Source organism: Variovorax sp. P5_A3 (assembly GCF_056400665.1).
Map to the genome: position 1 here is coordinate 56419 of NZ_JBFUKW010000012.1, position 23500 is coordinate 79918.

A 23500-nucleotide genomic window follows, 5' to 3' on the forward strand; every position below is an offset into this window, starting at 1 on the left:
ATGATCATCGACTGCCATGGCCACTACACGACCGCGCCGCGGCGCCTGGAGGAATTCCGTCTGTCGCAGGCGGCGTTCTTCCACGACCCGGCGAAACTCGCGGCGCTGAAGCCGCCGCGCATCACCGACGACGAACTGCGCGAGAGCATCGAGACGGGCCAGCTCCGCATCCAGCAAGGCCGTGGCGTGGACCTGACGATCTTCTCGCCTCGGGCGGCGGGGATGTCGCATCACATCGGCGACGCAAAGACCGGCGAGGTCTGGTCGCAGGTGTGCAACAACCTCATCCATCGCATCTCCGAGATGTTCCCTCGGCATTTCGTGGGCGTCTGCCAACTGCCCCAGTCGCCGGGCGTTGCCGCCGGCAACTGTGTGAGCGAACTTCGCCGCTGCGTGGAGCAGCTCGGCTTCATCGGCTGCAACCTGAACCCGGATCCCTCGGGCGGACATTGGCGGGATCCTCCGCTCACCGACCGGAGCTGGTATCCGCTCTACGAGGCCATGGTGGAACTCGATGTGCCTGCCATGATCCACGTCAGCGCATCCTGCAATCCCGCCTTCCACACCTCCGGCGCCCACTATCTCAATGGCGACACGTCGGCGTTCATGCAGCTGGTGGAGGGCGATCTGTTTCGCGACTTCCCGACGCTGAAGTTCGTCATTCCACACGGTGGCGGGGCGGTTCCCTATCACTGGGGCCGATACCGCGGGCTGGCGCAGGATCTGAAGAAGCCCTCCCTGGTGGAGCATCTGATGAACAACGTGTTCTTCGATACCTGCGTCTATCACCAGAAGGGCGTCGATCTGCTGACCAGCGTGATACCGGTCCGCAATGTAGTGTTCGCATCGGAGATCATCGGGGCCGTGCAGGGCATCGACCCTGAAACCGGCTTCCATTTCGACGACACGCGCCGCTATGTCGAAGCCGCCGCGCTGACCGCCGAGGAGCGCTCCGACATCTATGAAGGCAATGCGCGCCGCATCTACGGGCGACTGAATGCGCGGCTGGAGCAGGTCGGACTGTCCGCGACGACAGCCATGCCCGGGTGAACATGCAGCCTTCGCACGCACTCTCTTCCGAAGCTCCTCCCGGCCCCAGCGCGGCGCATGAAATCGTCGCCGAAGGCCTGCGCTTCCCCGAAGGCCCGGTGGGCCCGTGGAGGCGGTTTGCTTCGGCCCGCAGGCCAGCCGGCCGACTATCGGGGCGGGAGCATCCAGCGCGTCGACATCCGCACCGGCCAGGTGGACACGCTCTACGCTTCGTGCGACGGCAACCTGCTGGCCGGTCCGAACGACCTGGTTTTCGACCGGCACGGCGGCTTCTACTTCACCTGCAACGGCAAGCGCCGGCCGCGTGAGGTCGACCGTGGCGGCGTGTACTACGCGCTTCCCGACGGAAGCAGCGTTCGCGAAGTCATCTTCCCCTTCTTTTTCCCGAACGGGGTCGGGCTCTCGCCCCGCGAAGACGCGCTGTACGTGGCCGAGACCGAAACCGGCCGGCTATGGACGTACGAGATCGTCGCGCCGGGCCAGGTCAGGCTGCTGCCGTATCCGTCGCCCAACGGCGGCAGATACGTCTTCGGTTCGTCGAACTACCAGCGCTTCGATTCGCTCAAGGTCGAGCGCGATGGCCGCGTGTGCGTGGCAACGCTGTCCAGGGGGGGCATCACGGCGATCGACCCCGATGGCGGCAACGATGAATTTCACCAGGTCGACGACAGGATGGTCACGAACCTGTGTTTCGGCGGCGACGACATGCGCACGGCCTGGGTCACGTTGTCGTCCACCGGCCGGGTTGCACGAATGCGCTGGCCGAGGCCCGGGCTGAAACTCAACTTCCAGGACCTGGCCCGCTGCTGAGCCTGGCAGGAAAGGCCGAGAGCGCTGCCGACTCGACGCGCATCAGCGCGAGATGGCCCCTTGCAACGCCGTGACGAGCGCAGGCGCCGCCCAATCCCTCTCCCCCTCGGCCCAGGCCCGTGGCTTCCCCGCTGCATCGAACACGAAGGTCGCAGGCAATCCCCGTCCACCCCATGCCTTGAACACCGTCTGGCTCCGGTCGAGCAGCACGGTACCGGCGATCGGCACTTCGGCCAGAAAGTGCTGAACGCGCTCAGGCATTTCCCCGTGGTTGATGGCGACGAACTTCAGGCCGTGCGATGCGGCGAGTCGACCGGTCAGCGCATTGAGCGAGGGCATCTCGACGCGACAGGGACCGCACCAGCTGGCCCAGAAGTTCACGAGCAGCGGGTGCCCCGCGAAGTCGGCCAGTGTGCGACGCTGACCCGTGAGCAGGTCGATCGCATCGAACCTTGGTGCCTTGGCGGGGCGCCACGGCGCAAGGGTGTTGTCGGCATCGACCGGCGCCTGCGCGCCGACGACACCGGCCGAAGCTGCCACCGCTGCCGCAGCACCGCGCAGCAGCAGCATGCGGCGGTACAGCATGACCATGCGCCGCGCGACCCTCAGGCCGTGACGCGCCTGGACCCGATGCTGTAGCGGAAGGTGGCCGGGTCCAGGCTGTCCAGGCGACCGTTGGCAGTCTCGCCGTTGGGGTACATCAGGAAACCGATCGGCCCCTGCTGGCGCGCACCGGGCAGGCGCATGTCATCGGCGTGGTTGTAGCCCATCCAGTTCATCTCCCACGCGCCGAAAAGCATGGCAATCACGGCGCGCACGCGCGGGTCGCTGGCAGTCAGCCCTTCCTTGGTCTCTTCGAGCATGACCTTGCGTACATCGGCCGGATCCACGGGCACCCAGCCATAGCCTTGCGCATAGAACTCGGCGCGGCAGTGCTGCGCCTTCGAGATATCCCCGCTCTTGCCCATGCTCTTGTAGCCGTGCGCGGAGTCGTCCACGCGCACGCCGTAAACGTCGCGCGCTGGCACGCCCGAGGCGCGGGCCAGCGCTCGTAGATCGCCTTCGCCTTCTCGATGTCGGTGCGCGCGCCGGCATCTGCCGTGATCTTGCGCGCAGTGTCGGCCACGATGCCGTCGGTCGGCTTGAGTTCGGTGGCGCGCAGCCAGGGGCTCAGTTCGGCCGCGCTTGCATTGACCGAGTGCGACGTGCCGCCGAGGTCGGTGGCGCGGTCGCGCAGCGCCACGCGGTTGACCAGCGTGACCTGCTGCGGCACCTTCGGGTCAGTCCACTCGACCATCAGCATCTGAGCGTCCGCCGGCCCGCGCACGACCTTCGCCTGGCTGGCACCGGGGGCTTCGAAGCGCGTGTCCACCAGGCGCTGGTAAGGCGCGCCGCTGCTGCCGAGGAGTTGGCGTGCCGGCAGCGGCACCCACACGCGGCCAAGCGCGGTGCGTTCGCCGAGGTCGATCTGGGTGGTCACGTCGTAGGCGCGCCAGTCGTCGCCCGCCGGCAGCTGTGCGGCGCCCGCCAGCGAGGGCAGGGCGGCACCCAGCGTGCCGAGCAGCGGCGCGGCGGCGGACATCTGGAGAAAGTGGCGGCGTTGCATCGAAGGTGTTCCTTGGAGTTGGCACTCCACCTTGCCATGAATGCCGTCGTCTTGTCATCCGCAACTGTCCTGAAACGCACCCGAATGGCCCAAACGAGCTGTACCTGCTGCGTCAGTGCAGCCGATCACGCCGATGGCGCGGCCTTCATGGCTTGCTCCCACGCAAGTTCGGCCACGCGCTCGAAATGCGATGAAAGCGCCGTCGCCTCGGCACTGGCCGCCGTCCCGCGAATGACGCGGCCGCGAATGCCGTGCAGGATCGCGGCGAAGCGGAACATGTTGAAGGCGACGTAGAAGTCCAGCGTGGGCAAGCCGGCGCGGCCGGTGCGCCGGCAGTAGGCCTCGACATAGGCCGCTTCGTCCGGCAAGCCCGCGGCAGCGAGGTCCACGCCCAGGATGCCGCCGATGATCTCGGGCGGCATGCGGAACATCATCGCGTGGTAGGCGAAGTCGGCCAGCGGATGGCCCAGCGTGGACAGCTCCCAGTCCAGTACCGCGACGATCCTCGGCTCGGTCGGGTGGTAGATGAGGTTGTCGACGCGATAGTCACCATGCACGATCGACGTCTCGTCATCGTCAGGCACGCTTCGCGCGAGCCACTCGACCAGTCGATCCATGTCGGCGTTGCGACCTGCGGCCTCGTCCTCGATGTACTGCGTGGACCAGCGGCGAACCTGCCGTTCCACGTAGCCGCCGACGCGGCCGTAGTCCTCCAGCCCGATCGCCCGGAAGTCGACCTGATGCAGGCGCGCCAGCGTCGCGTTCATGGCATCGAAGTAGGGGGCGCGCTCGGCAGCGGGCAGGACCGAGAACGCAGAGTCCCAGAAGATCCGGCCTTGCACCATCTCCATCACGTAGAACCAGCTGCCGATGACCGCATCGTCCATGCACAGGCCATGGAGTTCCGGCACCGGAAACCCGACTTTGCGCAGCGCGCCGATGACGCGTGCCTCGCGCTCGACCGCATGTGCACCCTTGAGCAGCACGCCCGACGGCTTGCGGCGCAGGACGTAGGAGCGCCCGGGCGTCTTGAGCTGGTAGGTCGGGTTCGATTGCCCGCCGGCAAAGCGCTCGGCCTGGATCGGCCCGGCAAAGCCGGGCACGTGGGCCTTCATCCAGTCGGCGAGGCGTTCGTCATCCCAGTCGCCGCCGCTCACGCCTTGCCCCCGCCGAGGGCGTCACGCTTGATCTTCTTGGCGAGCGACCACTTGTGGACCTCGGTAGGTCCGTCGTAGATGCGGAAGGCGCGGACCTCGCGAAACACCTGCTCGACGATCGTGTCCTGCGAGACGCCGCTGCCCCCCATGACCTGCACGCAACGGTCGGCCACCCTGAAGAGGGCGTCGGCGACCGCGACCTTGGTCATCGAGCTCTCGCTCGTGCCCAGCGAACCGGTGTCCAGCACCGTGGCACACCAGTCGATCATGAGTTCCGCCTGCTTCAGGTCGATGAGGTTGTCGGCCAGCATGAAGCCCACGCCCTCGTGGTCGATCAGCAGCTTGCCGAAAGCCTTGCGCCGCGTGGCATAGGCGGTGGCGATTTCCTGCGCGCGCGTCGCCGCGCCGTGCCAGCGCATGCAGTGCGACAGGCGCGCGGGCGACAACCGGATCTGCGCATAGCGAAAGCCTTCGTCCACCTCGCCCAGCACCTGGTCGTCGCCGACCTCGAGGCCCTTGATGTCGACGATCGCATGGCCGCCCGGCATCGAGCTGTCGATCGTGTCCAGCACCCGCGCGATGCGGATCGAGGGATTCGGCAGGTCGACCAGGAACATCGTCGCCCGGACCGCTTCGCTGCTGCCGGTGCGCGCCATGACGATTCCGACCGATGCACCCTCGGCGCCGGTGATGAAGGCCTTGCGCCCGTCGATGCGCCATGTGCCGCCCTCGCGCTTCGCAACCGTCTGCAGCATCGACGGATCGGAGCCCGCGCCACCTTCCTCCGCAGGCTCGGTCATGAAGAAGGCCGATCGCGCGTCGCCCCGGACCAATGGCGCGAGGAAGCGGCTCTTCTGCGCCGGCGTGCCGATCATGCCCAGCAGGTACATGTTGCCTTCGTCGGGCGCCGCCGTGTTCACCGCGACGGGGCCCAGCGGGGAAAGCCCGCTGCGCTTGAGCACCAGCGCCGTTTCGAGTTGGGACAGATGGCCGCCATCGGCCAGGATGTGCGGCGTGAGCACGCCGGCCCCGCGCGCCTTGGCCCGCATCTCGTGGACGAGTTCCTCGTCCGGCCCATGGCTTGTGCGGCGTGGGTCGCGCTCGTACGGGATCACGACTTCGCGGACGAAGGCTTCCACCCGCTCGGCGATGCGCAGGCTCCGTTCCGTCGGTGCAGGACTGCCGCTGAACTGGCTCATCTAGTTGCGCTCCCTCAGCCACTTGGCGATGGAGGGCGCAAGCACCTTCTGCGCCTTGCCCCCGACGAAGGTCCCGATGTGTCCGCCGGGCACGGACAACTCGCTGTAGTCGTCGGTGCCGAAGCGATCCTCCATGCCCTGCGAGCAAGACACCGGGATGATCACGTCGCCCGTCGCATACACGTTCAGCACCGGCATGCGGATCTGGTCGAGCTCGACACGGCGATTGCCGAGCATCAGTTCGCTCTTCACCAGCTTGTTGGCCTGGTAGAGGTCCTTGAACCATTGGCGCATGACCTCTCCGGGATGACCGGGCCGGTCGGCGATCCAGCGCTCCATGCGCAGGAAGCCGAGCATCTTCGCTTCGTCGTCGAGCATGTCCACCAGCTCGGTGGTGTACTTGGTAGCGTTGCCCACGGGGTTCATCATCAGGAAGGAGAAGCCGACCATCGCGCCGGGCGCGGAGCCCATCGTGTCGACCATCATGTCGATGTCCTCGGGCTTCATCGCGCGGGCCCACAGGTTCATGTAGCCCGCGCCAGCCTCCGGATGGTCCACGTCGCCATGAAAGTCGAGCGGCGTCACGGTGAGCACCAGGTTCCTGATCTTCTGCGGGAACAACGCCGCATAGCAGGTGGCGAACACGCCGCCCTGGCAGACCCCGAGCAGGTTGATCTTGTCGACGCCGTGCCGCTCGCGGATCAGGTCGACGCAGTCGTCGAGATAGCCCGATACGTAGTCGTCGATCGTGAGCCAGCGCTGCGCGCGCGTCGGCAGGCCCCAGTCGATGACATACACATCCAGCCCTTCGGCCAACAGCTTGCGCACGAAAGAGCGATCGGGCTCCAGGTCGATCATCTGGTAGCGCCCGACCAGCGCATACGCCAGCAGCACCGGCACGCGCGCGGGCTTCTCCACGGTCGGTCGATAGCGGTAGAGGCGCACCATGTCCTGCCGCCAGACCTCGTCCTTGGGCGTGGTGGCGATGGCCAACTGATCCTCGGTGTAGGCCGACAGGCGCTGGCTGCCGCGCGTGAGCTTCTCGCTCACCTGCTGCATCTCGCGCAGGAGCGACTCGGGGGTAATGCGGACCGGCAGGGCGGTGGTCGATTCGGTCATGGTGCGGTGACCTTCGAGCTGGTCTTGCGCTTTGCAGCAGGCGCGCGCTTGGCGGCGCGCGAAGTCGGCGGTGCGGTCCGGGCCGGTGGGGCCACTTCGATCAGCGCATTCGCCGGTGCGGCATCGATGGATTTGCGCAAGCGTCGCATCTCGCGCTTGAGTTCCTGGATCTCGCGGTAGGCGTCGTCGACCTCGGCGCGCGTCGGCACGTTGAGCGCCTCGCTCGCGAGGGCGACGATGCGGTGCTGCTGTTGGCGCGATTGCGTCGAGGCACGCACCAGCTTCGCCGCCGCCTCCAGCGCCTTCGGCGACTGCATGGCCGCATGCATCGCCTCGTCGGCCGCGCGACTCCAGACCCGCACCAGGCCCAGCAAAGTGTCGACGCTTTCTCCCTTCCGGCCCATGTCGGCGAGGCGCGACATCGTTCCCTCGCTGCCCTTGGCGAGCGCCGCGACGATCAGGCTCAGGTATTCCGACTGCGCCTGCTGCTTGGCGAGCGTCGCCGTCGCCTGCGCGCGCAGTGCCGTCTGAAGATCGCGCGACGAGGCGAGCCCGAAGGCGTCGGCCAGGCCGCCATAGGCGCGTTCGAGGTTGAGCGACATCGGCTGCACGGCCTGCCCGAACATCGCCATCGGCTGGCCCATCAGGTTCCAGCCGGCGGCCGAGGTGCCGCCCGAAGCCAGCGCCTGACCGGTGCCGGACAGCCCTTGGGCGAGCTTCTGCAACTGACCCTGCATCAGGTCCTGAAAGGCGCTCAGGGCCTCCTCGGGCTTCGGGTGCGCAATCAGCGACTGAAGATAGCCCTGGAACATCGATGCGAGCAACTGCTGGAGCATTGCGATTGCCGACGCCGCATTGAAATCGTCCTTGTCACTGGCCATGGTGGGTTCCTTGTCGTGACTCACAGCGAACTCACCAGGTGCCCGCCGTCGACCGCCAGCACCGAGCCGGTCATGTGCCGTCCGGCGTCGCTCGCCAGCAGCAGCAGGGGGCCGTCAAGGTTCTCGAGCTGGCCGAAACGGCGCGTCGGAATGCGCGAGCGCAGCTTCTCGCCCGCCTCGCTCTCGAGGAAGTCGCGGTTCAGGTCGGTGACGACGTAGCCCGGGAGAATCGCGTTGACGCGAATGTCGTAGCGCGAGAGTTCGAGCGCCATCGCCTTGGTCGCCTGCACCAGCCCCGCCTTCGACACAGCGTAGGGCGCAACGCCGCCCGCCACGCGCTCGCCCAGGATCGAGGCGATGTTGACGATGCTGCCGCCCCTCTTCGCGGCAACCAGCCGGCGCGCCGCCTCCTGCGCGACCATCCAGCCGCCCTTCAGGTTGGTGCCGACCACCGAATCCCAGTCTTCCTCGGTGTGCTGCAGCAGCGGCTTGGTGACCGTCACGCCCGCGTTGTTGACGACGATGTCGGCGGGCCCGCCGGCCGAGCGCTCGATCTCGTCGAAGCAGGCCTTGACGCTGGCCGCGCTCGTCACGTCGAGGCTGACCGCGAGGCACTTGCCGCCGAGCTGGCCGATCTCCTCGACCAGGCCGCCGAGCTTGTCGGCGCGCCGCGCGACGACGATGAGTTCGGCGCCCGCCTGTGCCAGCGTGTGCGCGAAGCGGCGCCCGAGCCCGCTGGACGCGCCGGTCACCAGCGCGCGCCGGCCATCGACCCTGAACATGCTTTCGATACGTTCCGCCATGGTGCTTGCTCCGGCCGGGCTCAAAGGGACTTGGCCTGCTCGCGCAGCAGGAACTTCTGGATCTTGCCGGTCGAGGTCTTCGGCAGCTCGCCGAACACCACGTGCTTCGGGCACTTGAAGGTGGCCAGGTTGGCGCGGCACCACTTGATGATCTCGTCGGCCGTCGCTTCGTCGACGTCGGGCTTGAGCGCGACGAAGGCGCAGGGCGTCTCGCCCCATTTCTCGTCGGGCCGGGCGACCACCGCGGCTTCCATCACCTTCGGATGGCGGTAGAGCACTTCCTCGACTTCGAGGGAAGAGATGTTCTCGCCGCCGGAAATGATGACGTCCTTCAGGCGATCCTTGATCTCGATGTAGCCGTCCGGATGCATCACGGCCAGGTCGCCGGAGCGGAACCAGCCGTCCTTGAAGGCTTCCTTGGTGCCCTGCGGATTGCGCAGGTAGCCCTTCATCACGGTGTTGCCGCGGATCGCGATCTCGCCGACCGTCGCGCCGTCGCTCGGCACGCGCTCTCCGGTATCGGCATCGAGCACAGTCACTTCCTGCTGCGTCGGCATGGCCACGCCCTGGCGTGCCATCTTGCTCGCGCGGCCGCCGAGATCGAGCCCGTCCCAGTCGTGCTGCCACGCGCACAGCGTGGCGGGCCCGTAGGTCTCGGTCAAACCGTAGAGGTGCGTGACCTTGAAGCCCAGTTGCTCCATCTGCTCGATCACCGCGCTCGGCGGCGCGGCGCCACCGGTCGCCACTTCGACCACGTGGGCGTAGCGCGCCGAGGGCTTTGCGGGCGAATGGATCAGCATGTTCAGCACGATGGGCGCGGCGCAGAAGTGGGTCACGCGTTCGCTGCCGATCAACTCGAAGATGCGCGCCGGCTCGACCTGTCGCAGGCAGACGTGCGTGCCGCCGACCAATGTCACGGCCCAGGTGTAGGTCCAGCCGTTGCAGTGGAACATCGGCAGCGTCCACAGGTAGGCGGTGTCGGGCGTCAGGCCGAAGGCGAGGGCGTTGCCCATCGCGTTCAGGTAGGCGCCGCGGTGGTGGTACATGACGCCCTTGGGATCGCCGGTGGTGCCCGAGGTGTAGTTCAGCGCGATCGACTGCCACTCGTCCGTCGGCAGTTGCCATGCGAAATCGGGGTCGCCCTCCGCGATGAAGGCTTCGTAGTCGACCCTGCCGACCGTCATCGAATCCGGATGCCCGTTCTTGCCTCCGGGGTCGACGATGTCGACCACGAGCAGCGGCGCGTCCAGTTCCTTGAGCGCCGCGCGTACGACGTCCGCATGATCGCGGTCCGCGATCAGCACCTTGGCGGCGCCATGCTTCAGGCCGAAGCCGATGGCCGGTCCGTCGAGGCGCGTGTTGATCGTGTTGAGCACCGCGCCGATCATCGGCACGCCGTAGTGCGCTTCGAGCATGGCCGGCACGTTGGGCGCCATGATCGCCACGGTGTCGCCGATGCCGACGCCGGCCCGGCTCAGCGCCGAAGCCAGTTGCTTGCAGCGCCGGTACAACTCGGCGTAGGTGATGCGCCGGTCGTCATGGACCACCGCCACCTTGTCCGGGTAGATCTTCGCGGCCCGCTCGAGAAAGCTCAGCGGCGAGAGCGGCACATGGTTGGCCTGGCGACGCTGCAGGCCTTCTTCGTCACGGACCTTCGATTCGGCGGTCACGTCCTTCACTCCCCGGCGGCGTCGATGCCCAGCACGACCAGGAAGCGCGACACCATGTTGTAGCCCGCGATCGTGCCCATCAGCTCGACCAGTTGCCGCTCGCCGAACAGGAGCCGCGCACGTTCGATGATCTCGCACCGGACGGCGACCTGGCGCGTCATGTCGAGCGTCAGGCGCAGGGCGGCACGCTCGTGTTCGTCGAAGTGCTCGGTGTCGTAGCAGGCGGCAGTGACGTCGTCGAGCGCGTCAAGCTGGGCCTGCTTTCCGCCGGCCGCGAGGAATTCCGGCGCATGCTGGATCCACTCGTAGTCGGCGTTGTTGAGGCGTGCGACGGCGCAGATGGCCAGCTCGTTGATGTGGCGCTGCACCTGCAACTGGTTGCGGATGGCAGCAAACATCGAGTTCCAGCCGCGTGCGAACGGCGGGCTGTGCAGCAGCATCCGGTCGAGGTTCAGCAGCTTGCCGCTCGAACGGCGCGCGCGGATCGTCCCGACCAGTTCCGACAGTTCGGGATGGTCGGTGTTGCAGTACTCGATGTTGGGCATGGCGTCTCCCGAGAGTTGTTCAGATGTCGAAGAACACCGTCTCGCCGTCGCCCTGCAGGCGAATGTCGAAGCGGTAGACCACCTTGCCGTCGCGTGTCTCGCGCGGTGCGATGAGGGTCTTGCGGCGCACTTCCCACTCGATCAGGTTGAGCACCGGGTCTTTCGAATTGGCTTCGGTCTCGTCGCCGAAATAGAGGCGCGTGTTGAGCCCCAGGTTGATGCCGCGCGCGACGATCCACAGGTTGATGTGCGGCGCCATCGGTCGGCCCTTGCGCCCCTGCACGACGCCGGGCTTGATCGTCTCGAAGCTGTAGAGGCCGGTGTCGAAGTCGCTGCATGCGCGGCCCCAGCCGCGGAACGCCGTATCGATCGCCTTGCCAGCCTGCCGGTCGCCCGGATGGTTGTACTTGCCTTCGGCGTTGGCCTGCCAGCACTCGATCAGCACATCGCGCACCGGCGTGTTCGAGCCGTCGAACACCGTGCCTTCGATGCGAATGCGCTCGCCCTTGGTCTGCGGCGTGACCAGCACGTTGCCGAAGTTGTTCTCGAAGATGTCGAAGCCGGCCTGGTTCGGCGCCAGTCCGATGTGCACATAGGGGCCTGCCGTCTGCGACGCCGTCTCGCGAAGAATGCCGGTCATTGCGCTTCTCCCTGAACGAGGTTCTCGAACAGCGTGGCCCGGCGCCCGCGCAGCACGATGTCGAAGCGATAGGCCCGGCTGTCCAGCGGCACGAAGGCGCTGCTGTCCTGCATCGCGATCAGTCCGCGGATCTGCTCCTCGCTCGGCACGATGCGCAGGATGGGGCAAGTAGCGATCAGCGGATCGCCCTCGAAGTACATCTGCGTGATGAGCCGCTGCACCCAGCCGTCGCCCGAGATCGCGTAGTGGATGTGCGCCGGCCGCCAGTCGTTGACGCGATTGCGCCAGGGGTAGGGGCCGGGGCGGATCGTGCGATAGGCGTAGTAGCCATTCTCGTCGGTCAGCATGCGTCCGCAGCCGCCGAAGTTCGGGTCGAGCGCGCCAATGTACTGGTCCTTCTTGTGCCGATACCGGCCGCTGGCATTGGCCTGCCAGACCTCCACGAGCGCATTCGCCACCGGCCGCTCGTACTGGTCGCGCACAAAGCCGTGCACGATGATGCGTTCTCCGACCGGCATCCCGTCCTTCGCGGCATTCATGATCAGGTCGTTGTCGCGCGGCCCCAGTTCATCGGGACGGAACAGCGGCGCGGTCACTTCCGACAGCGACTGCTGCAGCGAGATCAATGCGTTGCGCGGGCTGCGCAGCACGCTGGTCTTGTAGGCCGGCGCATAGGCCGGCGGGTGCGACGTGGTGTCGCGCATCATGAATTCGTCGCCTGCGACGGGTGCTCTCGACATCGCGCTCTCCCGCACGCTGCTAGGCCGTTGCGCTGGTCATCTTCGGCTTGTCGCCGAGCGCCTGCTCGCGGATGCGGTCGTACTCGCCTTTCGGAACGGGCACTGCATTCTTGTCGCCGAGATCATTCAGGTGCACGCGGTGGGTCTCGCGTGCGGTCCAGGCCGAGATGGCCGCCACGGCGCAGATGGCGAGCGTGATGAGGCCGATGGTCATGGGGATGTTGACGGCCCCGGGAGGTGCGACCGTCACGAACAGGACCGGCAGCAGCGCCGTCACCGCCGTGCCCAGGTTCTGCGAGATGGCCATGCCCGAGACGCGGGTTCGCGTCGGGAACATCTCCGGGTAGAAGCTCGGGTACACGGCGTTGTAGCCCTGGTAGACCACGCCCCACATCAGCAGCGACATGACGATCGCCATCGGCACGTTGTGAATGCTGATGGCGTAGAGGTACGCGAAGGACAACAGCCCCGAGGCCAGCGCACCGATGATGATGGGCGGCCGGCGGCCGATCTTGTCCGACAGGTTGCCCACGAAGGGGATCACCAGCACGGCGACGATGTTGCCCATCACCGGGATCCAGAGGTAGACATCCTTCTCGAAGCGGATGCCATAGCCCGGCTGCACCGCATAGGCGGCACCGAAGATGGTGGCGACCACCGGGATCACGTTCATGAGCGAGCACAGCATGACGCGCAGCATGTCGCGCCAGCTTTCGGTGACCGCCTGGATCACGGGTGCCTTGGGCAGGGCACCGTCGGCGCTTTCCTCGGCGAAGGCCGGCGTCTCTTCGACCTCGCGCCGGATGATGTAGCCAGCCACGATGACGATGAAGCTCAGCAGGAATGGGACGCGCCAGCCCCAGGCGTTGAAGGCCTCCGCCGGCATGTAGTGCGCCAGCGGCAGGAACACCGCCGCGGCCAGGATCTGGCCGGCCTGGACGCCTTGCAGCGTGAAGCTCGCGTAGTAGCCGCGTCGACCGAAGGGCGCGTGCTCCAGGATCATCGAACTTGCGCCCGAGATTTCGCCGGCCACCGCGAAGCCCTGGATCAGGCGCAGCACCACCAGCATCGCAGGCGCCCACAGGCCGACCTGGTTGTAGGTCGGCAGGAGACCAACGGCCACGGTAGAGAAACCCATCAGGAACATGCAGATGACCAGCACCATCTTGCGACCGTGCGTGTCACCCCAGTGGCCCAGGAAAAAGGCACCGATCGGCCGCGCCACGTAGCCGACGCCGTAAGTGGCGAGCGACGCGACGATCGCGACCTTGGGATCCGAACTCGGAAAGAAGACCTGCGGGAAGATCAGCGCAGCCGCTGTCGCGTAGATGAAGAAGTCGTAGTACTCGAGGGCCGAGCCTATCCAGCCGCTGGCGGTGGCCTTCTTCGTCTGGTGCGTGCCATGCGGCTCATGGTCTGTTGGATTTGCCATTCGATGTCTCCAGTTTCGATTTGCCGATCGGGAACTTCGGGCTGTCGACCGGCATACGGCAGCCTGCATGACAAAGCGCGGGGCCGGCAAAACGTTAGTACCGATGCGGGTCCGCCGCAAGCAGCGAACGCCGTGTGCGCTCGCCCTGCGGACAACCTGTCCGGTGATCGGTTCAATCGAGGGTGATCCCCTACGCGACGCGGAGGCCCGCTCAGCGCGAGCCGGCCTGCTGCGCTTGCGAAGCCATGCGAGCCGGTGCATTCAGCGCGCCGTAGGCGTCGTACGCACCGGCGCGCTGGACGATCTCGAAGAAGAACCTGTCGCCGAAGCTCTCGGTGTAGATGTGGAAGTAATCGCCGTCGCCGCTGCGATCGAAGAGGATGCCGAGCGCGCGCATCCGATCGACGATCGCCGGCGCGATGTCGAATCGCGTCGCGAGGTCGTCGTAGTAGTTGGGCGAGATGGGTACGAATCGCGTCCCTCGCTCGCGCATCCGCTCGACGGCGGTGAAGATGTCCGCGGTGCCGAACGCGATGTGGTGGACACCGCCGCCGCTGCCGCTGGACGCCACGGTGCGTGCGGTGCGCGTGCGCTGGCTCAGCGAGACGTTGAGCACGAAGCGCAGCGTGCGCTCCGCATTGGCCAGTCCGCTGGTCCGGATCAGGCCGAAGGGGTCGGCCAGTTCGAGGCTGTCGCCCGGCACGAGCCCCAGTACGGCGCGGCAGAACAGCACCCAGCTGTCGAGCTGGTCTTGCGCAAGTCCCAGCGCCAGGTGGTCCACGCATTGGAGCGAAGGCACGTCGTTGTCGCCATCGGGTTCCGGGATGAAGTCGACCTGGTCGAAGCCCGCGTCCACCGGGTCCGGAACGAAATGAATCACCGTACCGCCGGGCGCGATGATGGCCGGCAGGCGCATCTCCCGCTCCCCGATCGGGCTCTCGAAGCGTGCCGAGAGCAAGGCGGCGGCGCGGCTGGCCGCCACTTCCGGATCGACCGTCCCGAGCCCCAGCGCGTAGACCGACGGACCCTGCTGGTCGAAGCGCTGGCGTGCCAGCGAATCGGGTTGCGCGTTGACCACCAGCCGGATGTCGCCCTGTGCATAGAGGACGGCCTGCTTGCTGCGATGACGGCCGGCAAGGCGGAATCCCATCTGTTCGAGCACGGTCCCGAGCGCGGCCGCGCCAGCCTCGTCGACGGCGAACTCGAGAAACCGGAAGCCCGTCAGCCGGGGCATGGCCGGCGGATCGAAGAGCCCGGCGCGCAGCGCCGGGTCGGCCCGCCCCTGATCGGATTGAAGACGCGCCCGCACCTCGCTCTCCAGCAGGAGCAGCGAACGCAGGGCATCGGTCGCCGTCCGCCGGGTCGGCGTCTCCCGGAAGACGTCGTTGAAGATCTCCAGTGACAGCGGGCCGGTGTAGCCCGCGCGCAGCACGACCTCCAGGAAGCCCACCATGTCGAACTGCCCCTGACCGGGGAAGTTGCGGAAGTGACGCGCCCACTGCAGCACGTCCATCGCCAGCAGGGGCGCATCGGCCATCTGCAGGAAGGCGATCTTGTCGCCGGGGATGTCCGCGATACCGGCCGGGTCGTCTTTGAGCGACAGGGTGTGGAAGCTGTCGAGGATCAGGCCGAGGTTCGGATGATCGGCGCGCCGCACCCGCTCCCAGGCCTGCGCGAACCGGTTGACGTGACGGCCCCAGGCAAGAGCCTCGTAACCGATGCGCAGGTTGCGCCGCGCTGCGCGCTCGGCCAACTCGCGCAGTTGGTCGGCGGCCCGATCGACCTCGCCGAGCGACAGGGGCGAGGTGTTCGAGCACACCAGGACCAGGGGCGCGCCGAGCGCCTGCATCAGGTCGAACTTGCGTTCGGCCCGGTCCAGGCTGCGCTCGTACTGGGCCTGTGGCATGCCCTCGAAATCACGGAACGGCTGGTACAGGTCGAGGCTGAGGCCCAGGTCGGACAGCATCGTCCGGAGCTCGGCGGCGCTGCCGGCGAACTGGATGAAATCGGGCTCGAACAGCTCGATGCCGTCGAAGCCCGCGGCCGAGACGGCTTCGAGCTTCTGGCGCAGCGTGCCGCTGAGCGAGACCGTGGCGATGGAGCGGTGCATATCGATTTCCCCTGGTGGAGGTCCGGTTCATCGGAAGACGAGGGCGAGCGTAGCGAGGGCGCCTTTGCTGCACAATGGCTGTGCCTTGCACATTGACCGCTTGGCGGTTGCAGCCGTCCGATCAACGTTCGTTTAGATGGTTTCTACGGATGTCCGAACATGCCTCCTCGACGAGTTCGACCGATGCTTTCCCGATCGAACCTGAAGACCACATCGAAGGCCTGGCGCGCGGCCTCTCGGTGATCGAGGCCTTCGATGCAGCGCATTCGCGCATGAGCGCCTCCGACGTGGCCGCGCGCACCGGCCTGTCGCGCACCGCGGCGCGCCGCCACCTGCTGACGCTCTGCCATCACGGCTACGCCAACACCGACGGCAAGCTGTTCTGGCTGACGGCGCGCGTGTTGCGGCTCGGTGAAAGCTTCCTGGATGCGGCACGCGTGCCTCGCCTGGTCCAACCCGCGATCGAACACCTCTCCGCCCGCACCAGCGAGACCGTCAATGTGAGCGTGCTGGAGGGCCACGACGTGGTCTACATCTCGCGCAGCAACAGTCCGCGGCTGGTGTCGGTGGGCTTCTACCCCGGCCTTCGCGTCGCGGCGCATGTGGTGACGCCCGGCGTGGCGCTGCTCGCGACGCTCGACGACAGCAGGCTGGAGCGCTGGGTCGGCGAGCATGTGTTCACGGCGTTCACGTCGAAGACCGTGACCGATCCGGCGGTCTTCCTGCAGCACGTCCGCGCCGCCCGGGAGCTCGGGTACTGGATCATCGAGGAACACCTCGACCCCGCGCTGCTCGGCGTGGCCATGGCCGTGCGCGACCGGCGGGGCGTCGCGGTCGCCGCGATCAGCATGACGCTGCAGATGCGCTCGTGGTCGCGCGAGCAGGTCATCGCGAAGCTGGTGCCTGCCCTGAGCGAAACCGCGCAGTCGCTGCGGCCGCTGCTTTGACCCCGGTTCGGGCTACTCCCCCTTGATGCCCACCTGCTTGATCACCGCATCCCAGCGCGTCATTTCCTTGTCGATGAAGGCCGCAAACTCCGCCGGGCTCGTGCCCATCGCCTGCAGGCCGAGGCCGGCCATCTTCTGATTCACCGCCGGGTCGGCCAGGATCGCCTTCACCTCGCTCGACAGCCGGTCCACGATGGGCTGCGGCGTCGCTGCCGGCGCCATGAAGCCGAACCAGCCGTACCCGACCACATTGGGAAAGCCCTGTTCGCGCATGGTCGGCGCGGAAGGGTAGACGGGCGAGCGCTGCTCCGAGGCCACGCCGAGAACGCGCAGCTTGCCGCTCTGAATGAACGGCAGGGCGGAGGTGATGGCAGTCATCGTGGCATCGACGCGGCCGGCCAGCAGCTCGGTGTAGGCGGTGGCGTCGCCGCGGAAGTGCACATTCAGTCCCTTGACCCCGGCCTCCTTGAAGAACAATTCGGCTGCGAGGTGCGGGCCGGAGCCGCTGCCCGGCGATGCGAACGTGAGGCCGCGCTCCTTGTTGGCCTTGCCGTAGGCCACGAGGTCGGCGGGTGTCTTGAAGGGTGAAGCGGCGTTGACGATCAGGAAGACCGGCGCCACCGCCGTCAGGCTGACCGCCCGCAGATCCTTGCGCGGGTCGTAGCTCAGCTTGCCGTACAGGCTCTCGACCACGGCGTAGGGCGCAGCCACGTACAGCAGGGTGTAGCCGTCGGGCGCGGCGCGCGCCACGAATTCATTGCCCACGCGGGTGCCGGCACCGGGCTTGTTCTCGACCAGGAAGGGATGCCCCAGCCGCCTGCCCAGTTCCTCCGCCAGGATGCGTGCCGAGATGTCGTTGGAGCCGCCCGCCCCATAGGGCGAGATGACGCGGACCGGCTTGTCGGGCCAGGCGCGCCCCGTCTGTGCGCGGGCGATGTCAACGCCGGCCAGAAGGGCCGAGGCCAGTGCGCCGGCGCGGACGAGGAAGCTGCGGCGTGTCGTGTCGTTCATGGGTCTTGTCTCCGTATTTCTCGTGCGTCTTCAGTCGGCAAGCCGCACCAGCGGCGGATAGGCATAGCGAAATTCCAGGTGCGCCTGGCGTGGCTGGTAGAGGCGCAGCGTGAGGTAGAAGGGCTCCGGCGGCGCAGGGAGCCAGTTGGCGCGGTCGCGCGGCTCGGAGGGCTCGACGTGCTGGATCGCGATGCGCAGGCCGCCGTCTGCATCCCATTGCAAGCCGTGCGTGCGGTCGCCGATCGAGTAGCGCTCGATCGGGTTGTCCACCAGCAGGCAATCCGACTTCCGGTACAGCGTGAGCGACCAGAAGGCGTCCACCTGCGGGCCCGCGCCCGGCGGAAAGTAGAGCGTGTAGCGATGCGTGCCGTCGAGCGGCCGGCCCTGGTCATCGACTTCGGCCACGGGATACATCGCCTCCTCGATCCCCAACGCGCCGATCAGGTTGCGCGCCACGCGGGCGCGCAGCGCGAACTGCGTGCCCCAGTCGGTGCGGATGGCCATCGGCATGTTCCATCCACCATCGACATCGGAAGGCTGCGCGTCCTCGCGGAGTGCCTGGCAGACCTCAATCAGCGCCTGTTGCAGGCGCGGCTCGCCTTCGCTCAGCGCCTGTTGCCAGATCGACTGCGCCTCATGGTCGGCCGGCGGCGATGGGTTGCGCGCCCAGGTCGCGTCGACGATGGCGCGATACGTCTGCACTTCGGGCGTGTCGGTCTTGCGCCCGTCCATCGCCGTGTCGGCCACGCGGGCGGCCGGTTGCAGGTCATGCGCCCGCAGGATCGAGAACTGCTGCTGCAACTGCGCGACGCGCGCCAGGTCGACCGCGTCGTCGTCGACGAGGATGCGGCCGATGATCCACACGTCATCGCCCGGCGCGGCAATCTCGACCATGCCCTTCGGCAATGTGCCGATCCATTGCGGTCCGTGGACGAAAAGGCGTTGCGTGCGATTACCCGTGGTGCGACGCCCTGCGTATGCAAAAGGGTTGGTCCACATGTCGAGGAAGCCCAGCGTCCAGTAGCGCTCGCCCATGTCGGGGACTTCGATCACCACCGGTCCATCGGAAAGGTCCAGCCAGGCGTTCGTGTAGAGCGTGTCGTTGTTGGGCGTGACCACTTCGCGATCGCGCGGCGTGAGCAGGCGCTTTGAGTGGGTGAAGGTGTTGAGCCAGCGCAGGGTCGATGCGGCGTCCGGCCCGGCAAAGCCGTGCAGCGGATGCCGGCGTGGCGCGGTGGCGGCACGCATGCGGGCCATCTCGAACAGGGGCAGGGTGCGCAACACGGCCTCGTGCGTCGCCGGCAGGTCCTCGCGCTTCATGCCACTCGCTCCAGCTTCGGCATGCGGTACTCGCCGCTCAGGAAGGCGGGCTGCGGGTGATAGACGCGCAGGATCAGGTAGAAGGCGCCCCGCGGTGCGGGCAGCCAGTTCTCCTCCGGTCCCGGTGGACGCTGGCGCGACACGTACAGGGTCAGGCTGCCATCGGGGTTGCGTTCGAGCTGACTGCGATTGCCCAGCGCATGTCGGCCGATGGGGTTGGCCGCGAAGTAGCGGTCCGCGCCATAGAGCGAGATCGACCAGAACGCGCCGGCCGGAATCCGCCCGCCATCCTCGAAATGCAGGCGGTAGAGGCGATCGCCGTCGAGCACTTCGCCCTGGTCGTCGTAGTCGGTGGTGGCGTAGATCGCCTCGTCGCCAGCCAGGGCGCCCAGGCCCTTCCAGGCGGTGGCTGCGCGCAGCAGCAGGTCGTCACCGTAGCGGCCCAGTCGCGTCGAATAGCGCCAGGGTGCCTTCGATGCGGGGCGCGAGGCGCCGTCGATGATCTTCATGGCCGACGCGTAGGCGATGCGCAAGCCCTCCAGCGTGGCGGGGCGCAGGTCGCCCAACTCGCCGCTGGCGTCGAGCTTCACATGCGCACCGCGCAGCAACTCGAAGGTGCCTTGCTGCGAAGCCGGTGGCGGGAAGTCATGCAGCGCGCGCGCCAGGTTGGCGAAGAATTCGAGCGCGGGATCGTCGCCGCCGGCCCGCCACCGCGCGACGCTGGCCGGTGCGTCGGCGGTCTCCGGTCCATCGATGGAGAAGCCGGCCTGGAAGCCGCGCGCGGCCGCGACGTCCGCGTCTCCGTCCACCAGCACCCGGCCCAGCACCCAGACCAGTGAAGTCGGGCAATGGATCGGCGTGGTGCCCTCCGGCGCGTCGTGCGTGCCGTCCGGTCCCAGCAGCGCGAAACGGCCGCCTTGCTGCGGCACGTTGCGCGTGCCGATGTTGTGGAAGTTGTTGGTGTACGTGTCGAGCAGTTCCAGCACGAAGTAGCGGCCGGTCTGCGGCGGGACCGTGATCACCACCGGCCCGCGACGCAGGTCGATCCAGGCGTTGCTGTAGAGCAGGTCGTTGGCCGGCGTCACGATGTCGCGGTCGCGATCGGTCCAGCGCTCGGCGCTGTGGCCGAAGTGGTTGAAGGGCGCGCGTCCGTAGGCCGCCGCGCCGGGCGTCGTCTGAACATGGCAGGTGCGCACGGATTCGAGCAGTGGATAGCCGGCCACCACCGCCGGCACCGCGCAGTGCGCGATCCAGGCGGCCTGGGGGGAAGTGAATTCGCTTTGAAGGAATGCGTTGCTCATCGGTCTGTCTCTCAATCTCTTAATCGGGTTTCACGCCGCTCGCCTGCACCACGCGGGCCCATGTGGCGATGTCTTCGTGCCATTGCTTGTCGAAGCCCTCCCGCGAGATGGGGTCGGCCTCCATGCCCAGGCTCTTCACCTTCTCGATCACCTCGGGGCGGCGCAGCGCACGGCCGGTGGCCTGCGCGAGTTGCTGCGTGGCGTCGGACGGCAGGCGTGCCGGCGCGAACAGGGCGAACCAGCTTTCGGTGTCGAAGGCGATGCGGCCCTCGACCAGCGTCGGCACTTCCGGCAGGGCCGACGAGCGCTTGGTGCCGGTCACCGCCAGTGCCTTGATGCGCCCGGCGCGCAGCAACGGCAGCGCACCGGCCACGTCGGCCATCGCCACCTGGACCTGCCCGCCCACCACGTCCTGCAGCAGCGGCGCGACGCCTTTGTAGGGCACGTGGACCGTCTCGATGCCTGTGGCCAGGCGCAGGCTCTCCATCGCGAGATGACCGCCGGAGCCGTTGCCCCAGGAGCCGTAGATGAGGGGCTCGCGGCTGCGCTTGACGAGGGCCACCATCTCGGGTGCGCTGTTCGCCGCATAGCCGGGGTTCGCCACCAGCACGTTGCCGCCGTGCGCCACGCGGGCGATGGCGGTGAAGTCGTCGGGGCGGTACTTCAGGTCCTTGAACAGCGCCGGCGCGATGGCGTGCGTGGCGCTGATGCCCAGCACCAGCGTGTGGCCGTCAGGCGCCGCGCGTGCCACCTGCGCGCTGCCCAGGGTGCCGGTGGCCCCGGGCACGTTGTCGACGATCACCGTGGCGCCCAACTCCTGCGAGAGCGATTGCGCCAGCAGGCGTCCCATCACGTCGGTGCCGCCGCCGGCCGGGAAGGGCACGACCAGGCGGATCGGCTTGTCGCTCAGTGCGGCACCGGCGAGCGGCCATTGCGAAGTCGCCAGCAGGGCGGCGCCGGCCTGCAGAAGCAGCGCGCGGCGGCGGGGGAAGTTGCTCATCTCTCGTCTCCTTGTCTTGTAGGCAGTGCGGTTCGAATCAGGCGGGGTCGACGAAGCTCACCACCGCATCGGCGGCGGCGATGCCATCGGCCGTGACCATCAGCGGGTTGATTTCGAGCGTGCCCAGGCGCGGGCCGAGCGCCGCGGCCAGTGCCGCGAAGCGGAGCACGACGTCGACCAGTGCATCGACATCGCCCTTGGGCCGGCCGCGCCAGCCGCCCAGCAGCTTCAGCACGCCGAGCGCGTCCAGTTGCGTGCGCACCCGCGCGGCGGTGGTGGGCGCAGTGAGCACGGCGGTGCGTGGGTGCAGTTCGACCTCCACGCCGCCGAGGCCCAGCACGATGACGGTGCCGAACACTGGGTCGTGCCGGGCGCCGAGCATCAGTTCGGCCAGCGGCGAGAGTTTTTGCGCGACCAGTACGCCTTGTTGCCTCGCCTGCGGTGCGAGGCGTGCGACCGCGCTGACGATGCCGTCATAGGCCTCGCGGATTTCCTGCTCGCTGCGCAGCCCGACGCGCACGCCGCCTACGTCGCTCTTGTGCAGCAGGTCGGCGGAAACGATCTTCATCACTGCGTCACCGCCCAACGTCCGCCAGGCCGAGACAGCGTCTGCCGGCGAATGGACCAGATGGCGCGGTGCGGCGGGCACGTCCCAGCCCGCGAGAAAGTCCAGGGCCTCGGCCTCGTTCAACACGGCCGGAGCGACTTCGAGCTGCGCCAGCTTCGACGGCAGGGCTTCGATGCGGTGCTCGGCCCACTTCGCCTTGGCGGCCAGCACTTCGACCGCATGCGTCGGCTCCTCGAACACCAGGCAGCCGCAATCGAGCAAGGCCTGCCGTGTGGCGTCGTCGGCGATGCCGCACAGCGCGGTAGGCACGTCGGGCGCGGCGGCCACGGTCTCGCGCACCATCGCCACGATGGGCGGCGCCAACACCGGCGAGGCGAGCGCGGCGGCCACGAACAGCACCAGCGCGTCGTAGGCACCGCTCGTGGCCGCGCCTTGCGCCGCGAAGCCGAGGACCGGCAGGTCCGCCGTGACCTGCCCGGTGACGTCGATGGGGTTCTGCGTGGCGCAGAAGGGAATGCGCTCGCGCAATGGCGCGGCCACGCTTTCGGGCAGCGGAGGCAGTTCGAGCCCGAGGTCGGACGCGCTGTCGGCCATCAAGGTGCCGACGCCTCCGGAGATGGTCACGATGCCGAGGCGCCGCCCGGCCGGCGCGCTGCCAATGGCAAAGGCCTGGCCCAGTCGGAACATCTCGTCGACGGTGCGCGCGCGGATCGCACCGGTGGCATCGAACACCGCCTGGTACACCGCGTCCTCGCCCGAGAGGCTGGCGGTGTGCGACATCGCGGCGCGCGCGCCGGCCTCGGTGCGGCCCACCTTGGTCACGATCACCGGCTTGCCGGCCGCGCGCGCCTTGGCCAGCGCACGCTGCAGCGCAGCGCCATCGCGCGCGCCCTCGATGTAGGCGAGGATCACGCGCGTGTTGGCGTCATCGGCGAGCCAGTCGATCACGTCGGCCACCGACACCGTGGCCTCGTTGCCGGTGGTCACCCAGTGGCTCAGGCCCAGGCCGCCCTTGCGTGCCAGCGAGAAGGCATAGGCGCCGAAGGCACCGCTCTGGCTCACGATGGCGACATGGCCCGCCTGCGGCACGCCGGCCAATGGCGCCGGAGAGAACGTGGCGAACAGCTTGCGGCGAATGTTCATCACGCCCAGGCAGTTGGGCCCGAGCAGCGCGAGCCCGGACGCACGCGCGCGCTCCGCGATCCGTGCCTGCGTCGCGGCACCTTCATTGCCCATCTCGGCAAAGCCGGAGCTGAGCACGACCGCCGCGCGGGCCCGCTGTGCGATCAGCTGCTCGATCGCCAGCTCCACGCTGGCGGCGGGCAGTGCGACGATGGCCATGTCGATCCGTTCCGGCAGGGCGTCGATGGAGGCAAAGGCCCTGAGGCCCTGCACCTCGGACGCGCCGGGATTGACGGGATAGACCGGCCCGTCGAAGCCGAGCCGATTCAGAAGCTGGACCGGCATGCCGCCGACCTTCTGCGGGTTTTGCGAGGCGCCGATGACGGCGACGCTGCGAGGCGAGAAAAGCGCATCGAGTTGCATGGGAAATCCGGGAGCCGAGAAGAAGAAACAAGAAAGAAGAAAGAGG

22 protein-coding genes and 1 pseudogene are annotated in these 23500 nt (G+C 67.8%); 4 read left to right on the forward strand and 19 right to left on the reverse strand.

Features of this window, described 5'->3' with window-relative positions:
* A complete protein-coding gene (locus tag AC1D3B_RS19460) occupies nt 1-1050 on the forward strand; it encodes an amidohydrolase family protein (protein WP_478192303.1) in 1050 nt (349 codons plus the stop codon).
* A 117-nt stretch (nt 1051-1167) separates the two neighbouring features.
* The gene (locus tag AC1D3B_RS19465; RefSeq protein WP_478192304.1) at nt 1168-1860 is read left to right on the forward strand and encodes an SMP-30/gluconolactonase/LRE family protein; all 693 of its coding nucleotides are present in this window, start codon (nt 1168-1170) and stop codon (nt 1858-1860) included.
* Between the two features lie 42 nt (nt 1861-1902).
* On the opposite strand, the gene AC1D3B_RS19470 is transcribed toward AC1D3B_RS19465, so the two are convergent.
* From AC1D3B_RS19470 to AC1D3B_RS19480, 3 genes and pseudogenes are all read right to left on the reverse strand, one after another.
* Nucleotides 1903-2445, reverse strand: a complete 543-nt coding sequence (locus AC1D3B_RS19470) for a TlpA family protein disulfide reductase (RefSeq protein WP_478192305.1) — start codon at nt 2443-2445, stop codon at nt 1903-1905.
* 20 nt (nt 2446-2465) lie between these two features.
* The gene (locus tag AC1D3B_RS19475; RefSeq protein WP_478192482.1) at nt 2466-2723 is read right to left on the reverse strand and encodes a hypothetical protein; all 258 of its coding nucleotides are present in this window, start codon (nt 2721-2723) and stop codon (nt 2466-2468) included.
* A gap of 78 nt (nt 2724-2801) precedes the next feature.
* Nucleotides 2802-2888 (reverse strand): annotated as a pseudogene (locus AC1D3B_RS19480) (hypothetical protein); the annotation flags it as partial.
* Between the two features lie 72 nt (nt 2889-2960).
* Here AC1D3B_RS19480 and AC1D3B_RS19485 point away from each other — a divergent pair.
* Nucleotides 2961-3167: a hypothetical protein gene (locus tag AC1D3B_RS19485; RefSeq protein ID WP_478192306.1), complete on the forward strand. Its 207-nt coding sequence runs from the start codon at nt 2961-2963 to the stop codon at nt 3165-3167.
* A 424-nt stretch (nt 3168-3591) separates the two neighbouring features.
* Here AC1D3B_RS19485 and AC1D3B_RS19490 read toward each other — a convergent pair whose 3' ends face one another.
* From AC1D3B_RS19490 to AC1D3B_RS19540, 11 genes are all read right to left on the reverse strand, one after another.
* The gene (locus tag AC1D3B_RS19490; protein ID WP_478192476.1) at nt 3592-4581 is read right to left on the reverse strand and encodes a phosphotransferase family protein; all 990 of its coding nucleotides are present in this window, start codon (nt 4579-4581) and stop codon (nt 3592-3594) included.
* A gap of 38 nt (nt 4582-4619) precedes the next feature.
* Nucleotides 4620-5822, reverse strand: coding sequence for an acyl-CoA dehydrogenase family protein (locus AC1D3B_RS19495; RefSeq protein WP_478192307.1), 1203 nt, complete (start codon nt 5820-5822; stop codon nt 4620-4622).
* Nucleotides 5823-6941, reverse strand: coding sequence for a class III poly(R)-hydroxyalkanoic acid synthase subunit PhaC (phaC, locus tag AC1D3B_RS19500; RefSeq protein WP_478192308.1), 1119 nt, complete (start codon nt 6939-6941; stop codon nt 5823-5825). It abuts the gene before it with no gap.
* Nucleotides 6938-7822 (reverse strand): poly(R)-hydroxyalkanoic acid synthase subunit PhaE, encoded by an 885-nt coding sequence (locus tag AC1D3B_RS19505; RefSeq protein ID WP_478192309.1) that lies wholly within the window; start codon nt 7820-7822, stop codon nt 6938-6940. Before AC1D3B_RS19505 ends, phaC begins: the two co-directional genes overlap by 4 nt.
* 20 nt (nt 7823-7842) lie before the next feature.
* Nucleotides 7843-8625 carry an SDR family NAD(P)-dependent oxidoreductase gene (locus AC1D3B_RS19510; protein WP_478192310.1) on the reverse strand — a complete coding sequence of 261 codons (783 nt, stop codon included), beginning with the start codon at nt 8623-8625 and terminating at the stop codon, nt 7843-7845.
* A gap of 20 nt (nt 8626-8645) precedes the next feature.
* Nucleotides 8646-10295, reverse strand: a complete 1650-nt coding sequence (locus AC1D3B_RS19515; RefSeq protein WP_478192311.1) for an acyl-CoA synthetase — start codon at nt 10293-10295, stop codon at nt 8646-8648.
* A gap of 5 nt (nt 10296-10300) precedes the next feature.
* Nucleotides 10301-10840: a carboxymuconolactone decarboxylase family protein gene (locus tag AC1D3B_RS19520; protein WP_478192312.1), complete on the reverse strand. Its 540-nt coding sequence runs from the start codon at nt 10838-10840 to the stop codon at nt 10301-10303.
* Between the two features lie 19 nt (nt 10841-10859).
* Entirely contained in the window at nt 10860-11480 is a 621-nt protein-coding gene (gene pcaG, locus AC1D3B_RS19525; RefSeq protein ID WP_478192313.1) for a protocatechuate 3,4-dioxygenase subunit alpha, read from the reverse strand.
* Nucleotides 11477-12220, reverse strand: coding sequence for a protocatechuate 3,4-dioxygenase subunit beta (gene pcaH, locus AC1D3B_RS19530; RefSeq protein ID WP_478192314.1), 744 nt, complete (start codon nt 12218-12220; stop codon nt 11477-11479). Before pcaH ends, pcaG begins: the two co-directional genes overlap by 4 nt.
* Nucleotides 12221-12239: 19 nt before the next feature.
* Entirely contained in the window at nt 12240-13652 is a 1413-nt protein-coding gene (locus tag AC1D3B_RS19535; RefSeq protein WP_478192315.1) for an MFS transporter, read from the reverse strand.
* Nucleotides 13653-13863: 211 nt separating this feature from the next.
* Complete coding sequence (locus AC1D3B_RS19540; RefSeq protein WP_478192316.1) at nt 13864-15762, reverse strand: bifunctional sugar phosphate isomerase/epimerase/4-hydroxyphenylpyruvate dioxygenase family protein; 1899 nt, start codon at nt 15760-15762, stop codon at nt 13864-13866.
* 149 nt (nt 15763-15911) lie between these two features.
* Between AC1D3B_RS19540 and AC1D3B_RS19545 the strand changes: the two genes are divergently transcribed.
* Nucleotides 15912-16709 (forward strand): IclR family transcriptional regulator domain-containing protein, encoded by a 798-nt coding sequence (locus AC1D3B_RS19545; protein ID WP_478192317.1) that lies wholly within the window; start codon nt 15912-15914, stop codon nt 16707-16709.
* A 12-nt stretch (nt 16710-16721) separates the two neighbouring features.
* Here AC1D3B_RS19545 and AC1D3B_RS19550 read toward each other — a convergent pair whose 3' ends face one another.
* The 5 genes from AC1D3B_RS19550 to AC1D3B_RS19570 are packed head-to-tail and all read right to left on the reverse strand — an operon-like array spanning nt 16722 to nt 23454.
* On the reverse strand, nt 16722-17720 hold the full coding sequence (locus AC1D3B_RS19550; RefSeq protein ID WP_478192318.1) for a Bug family tripartite tricarboxylate transporter substrate binding protein: 999 nt from the start codon (nt 17718-17720) through the stop codon (nt 16722-16724).
* 30 nt (nt 17721-17750) lie between these two features.
* A complete protein-coding gene (locus tag AC1D3B_RS19555; protein WP_478192319.1) occupies nt 17751-19040 on the reverse strand; it encodes a DUF1254 domain-containing protein in 1290 nt (429 codons plus the stop codon).
* Entirely contained in the window at nt 19037-20341 is a 1305-nt protein-coding gene (locus AC1D3B_RS19560) for a DUF1254 domain-containing protein (protein WP_478192320.1), read from the reverse strand. The genes AC1D3B_RS19555 and AC1D3B_RS19560 overlap by 4 nt, the downstream gene beginning before the upstream one ends.
* Before the next feature lie 19 nt (nt 20342-20360).
* Nucleotides 20361-21341 (reverse strand): tripartite tricarboxylate transporter substrate binding protein, encoded by a 981-nt coding sequence (locus AC1D3B_RS19565; protein ID WP_478192321.1) that lies wholly within the window; start codon nt 21339-21341, stop codon nt 20361-20363.
* Between the two features lie 37 nt (nt 21342-21378).
* Complete coding sequence (locus tag AC1D3B_RS19570; protein ID WP_478192322.1) at nt 21379-23454, reverse strand: acetate--CoA ligase family protein; 2076 nt, start codon at nt 23452-23454, stop codon at nt 21379-21381.
* Nucleotides 23455-23500 lie beyond the last annotated feature (46 nt).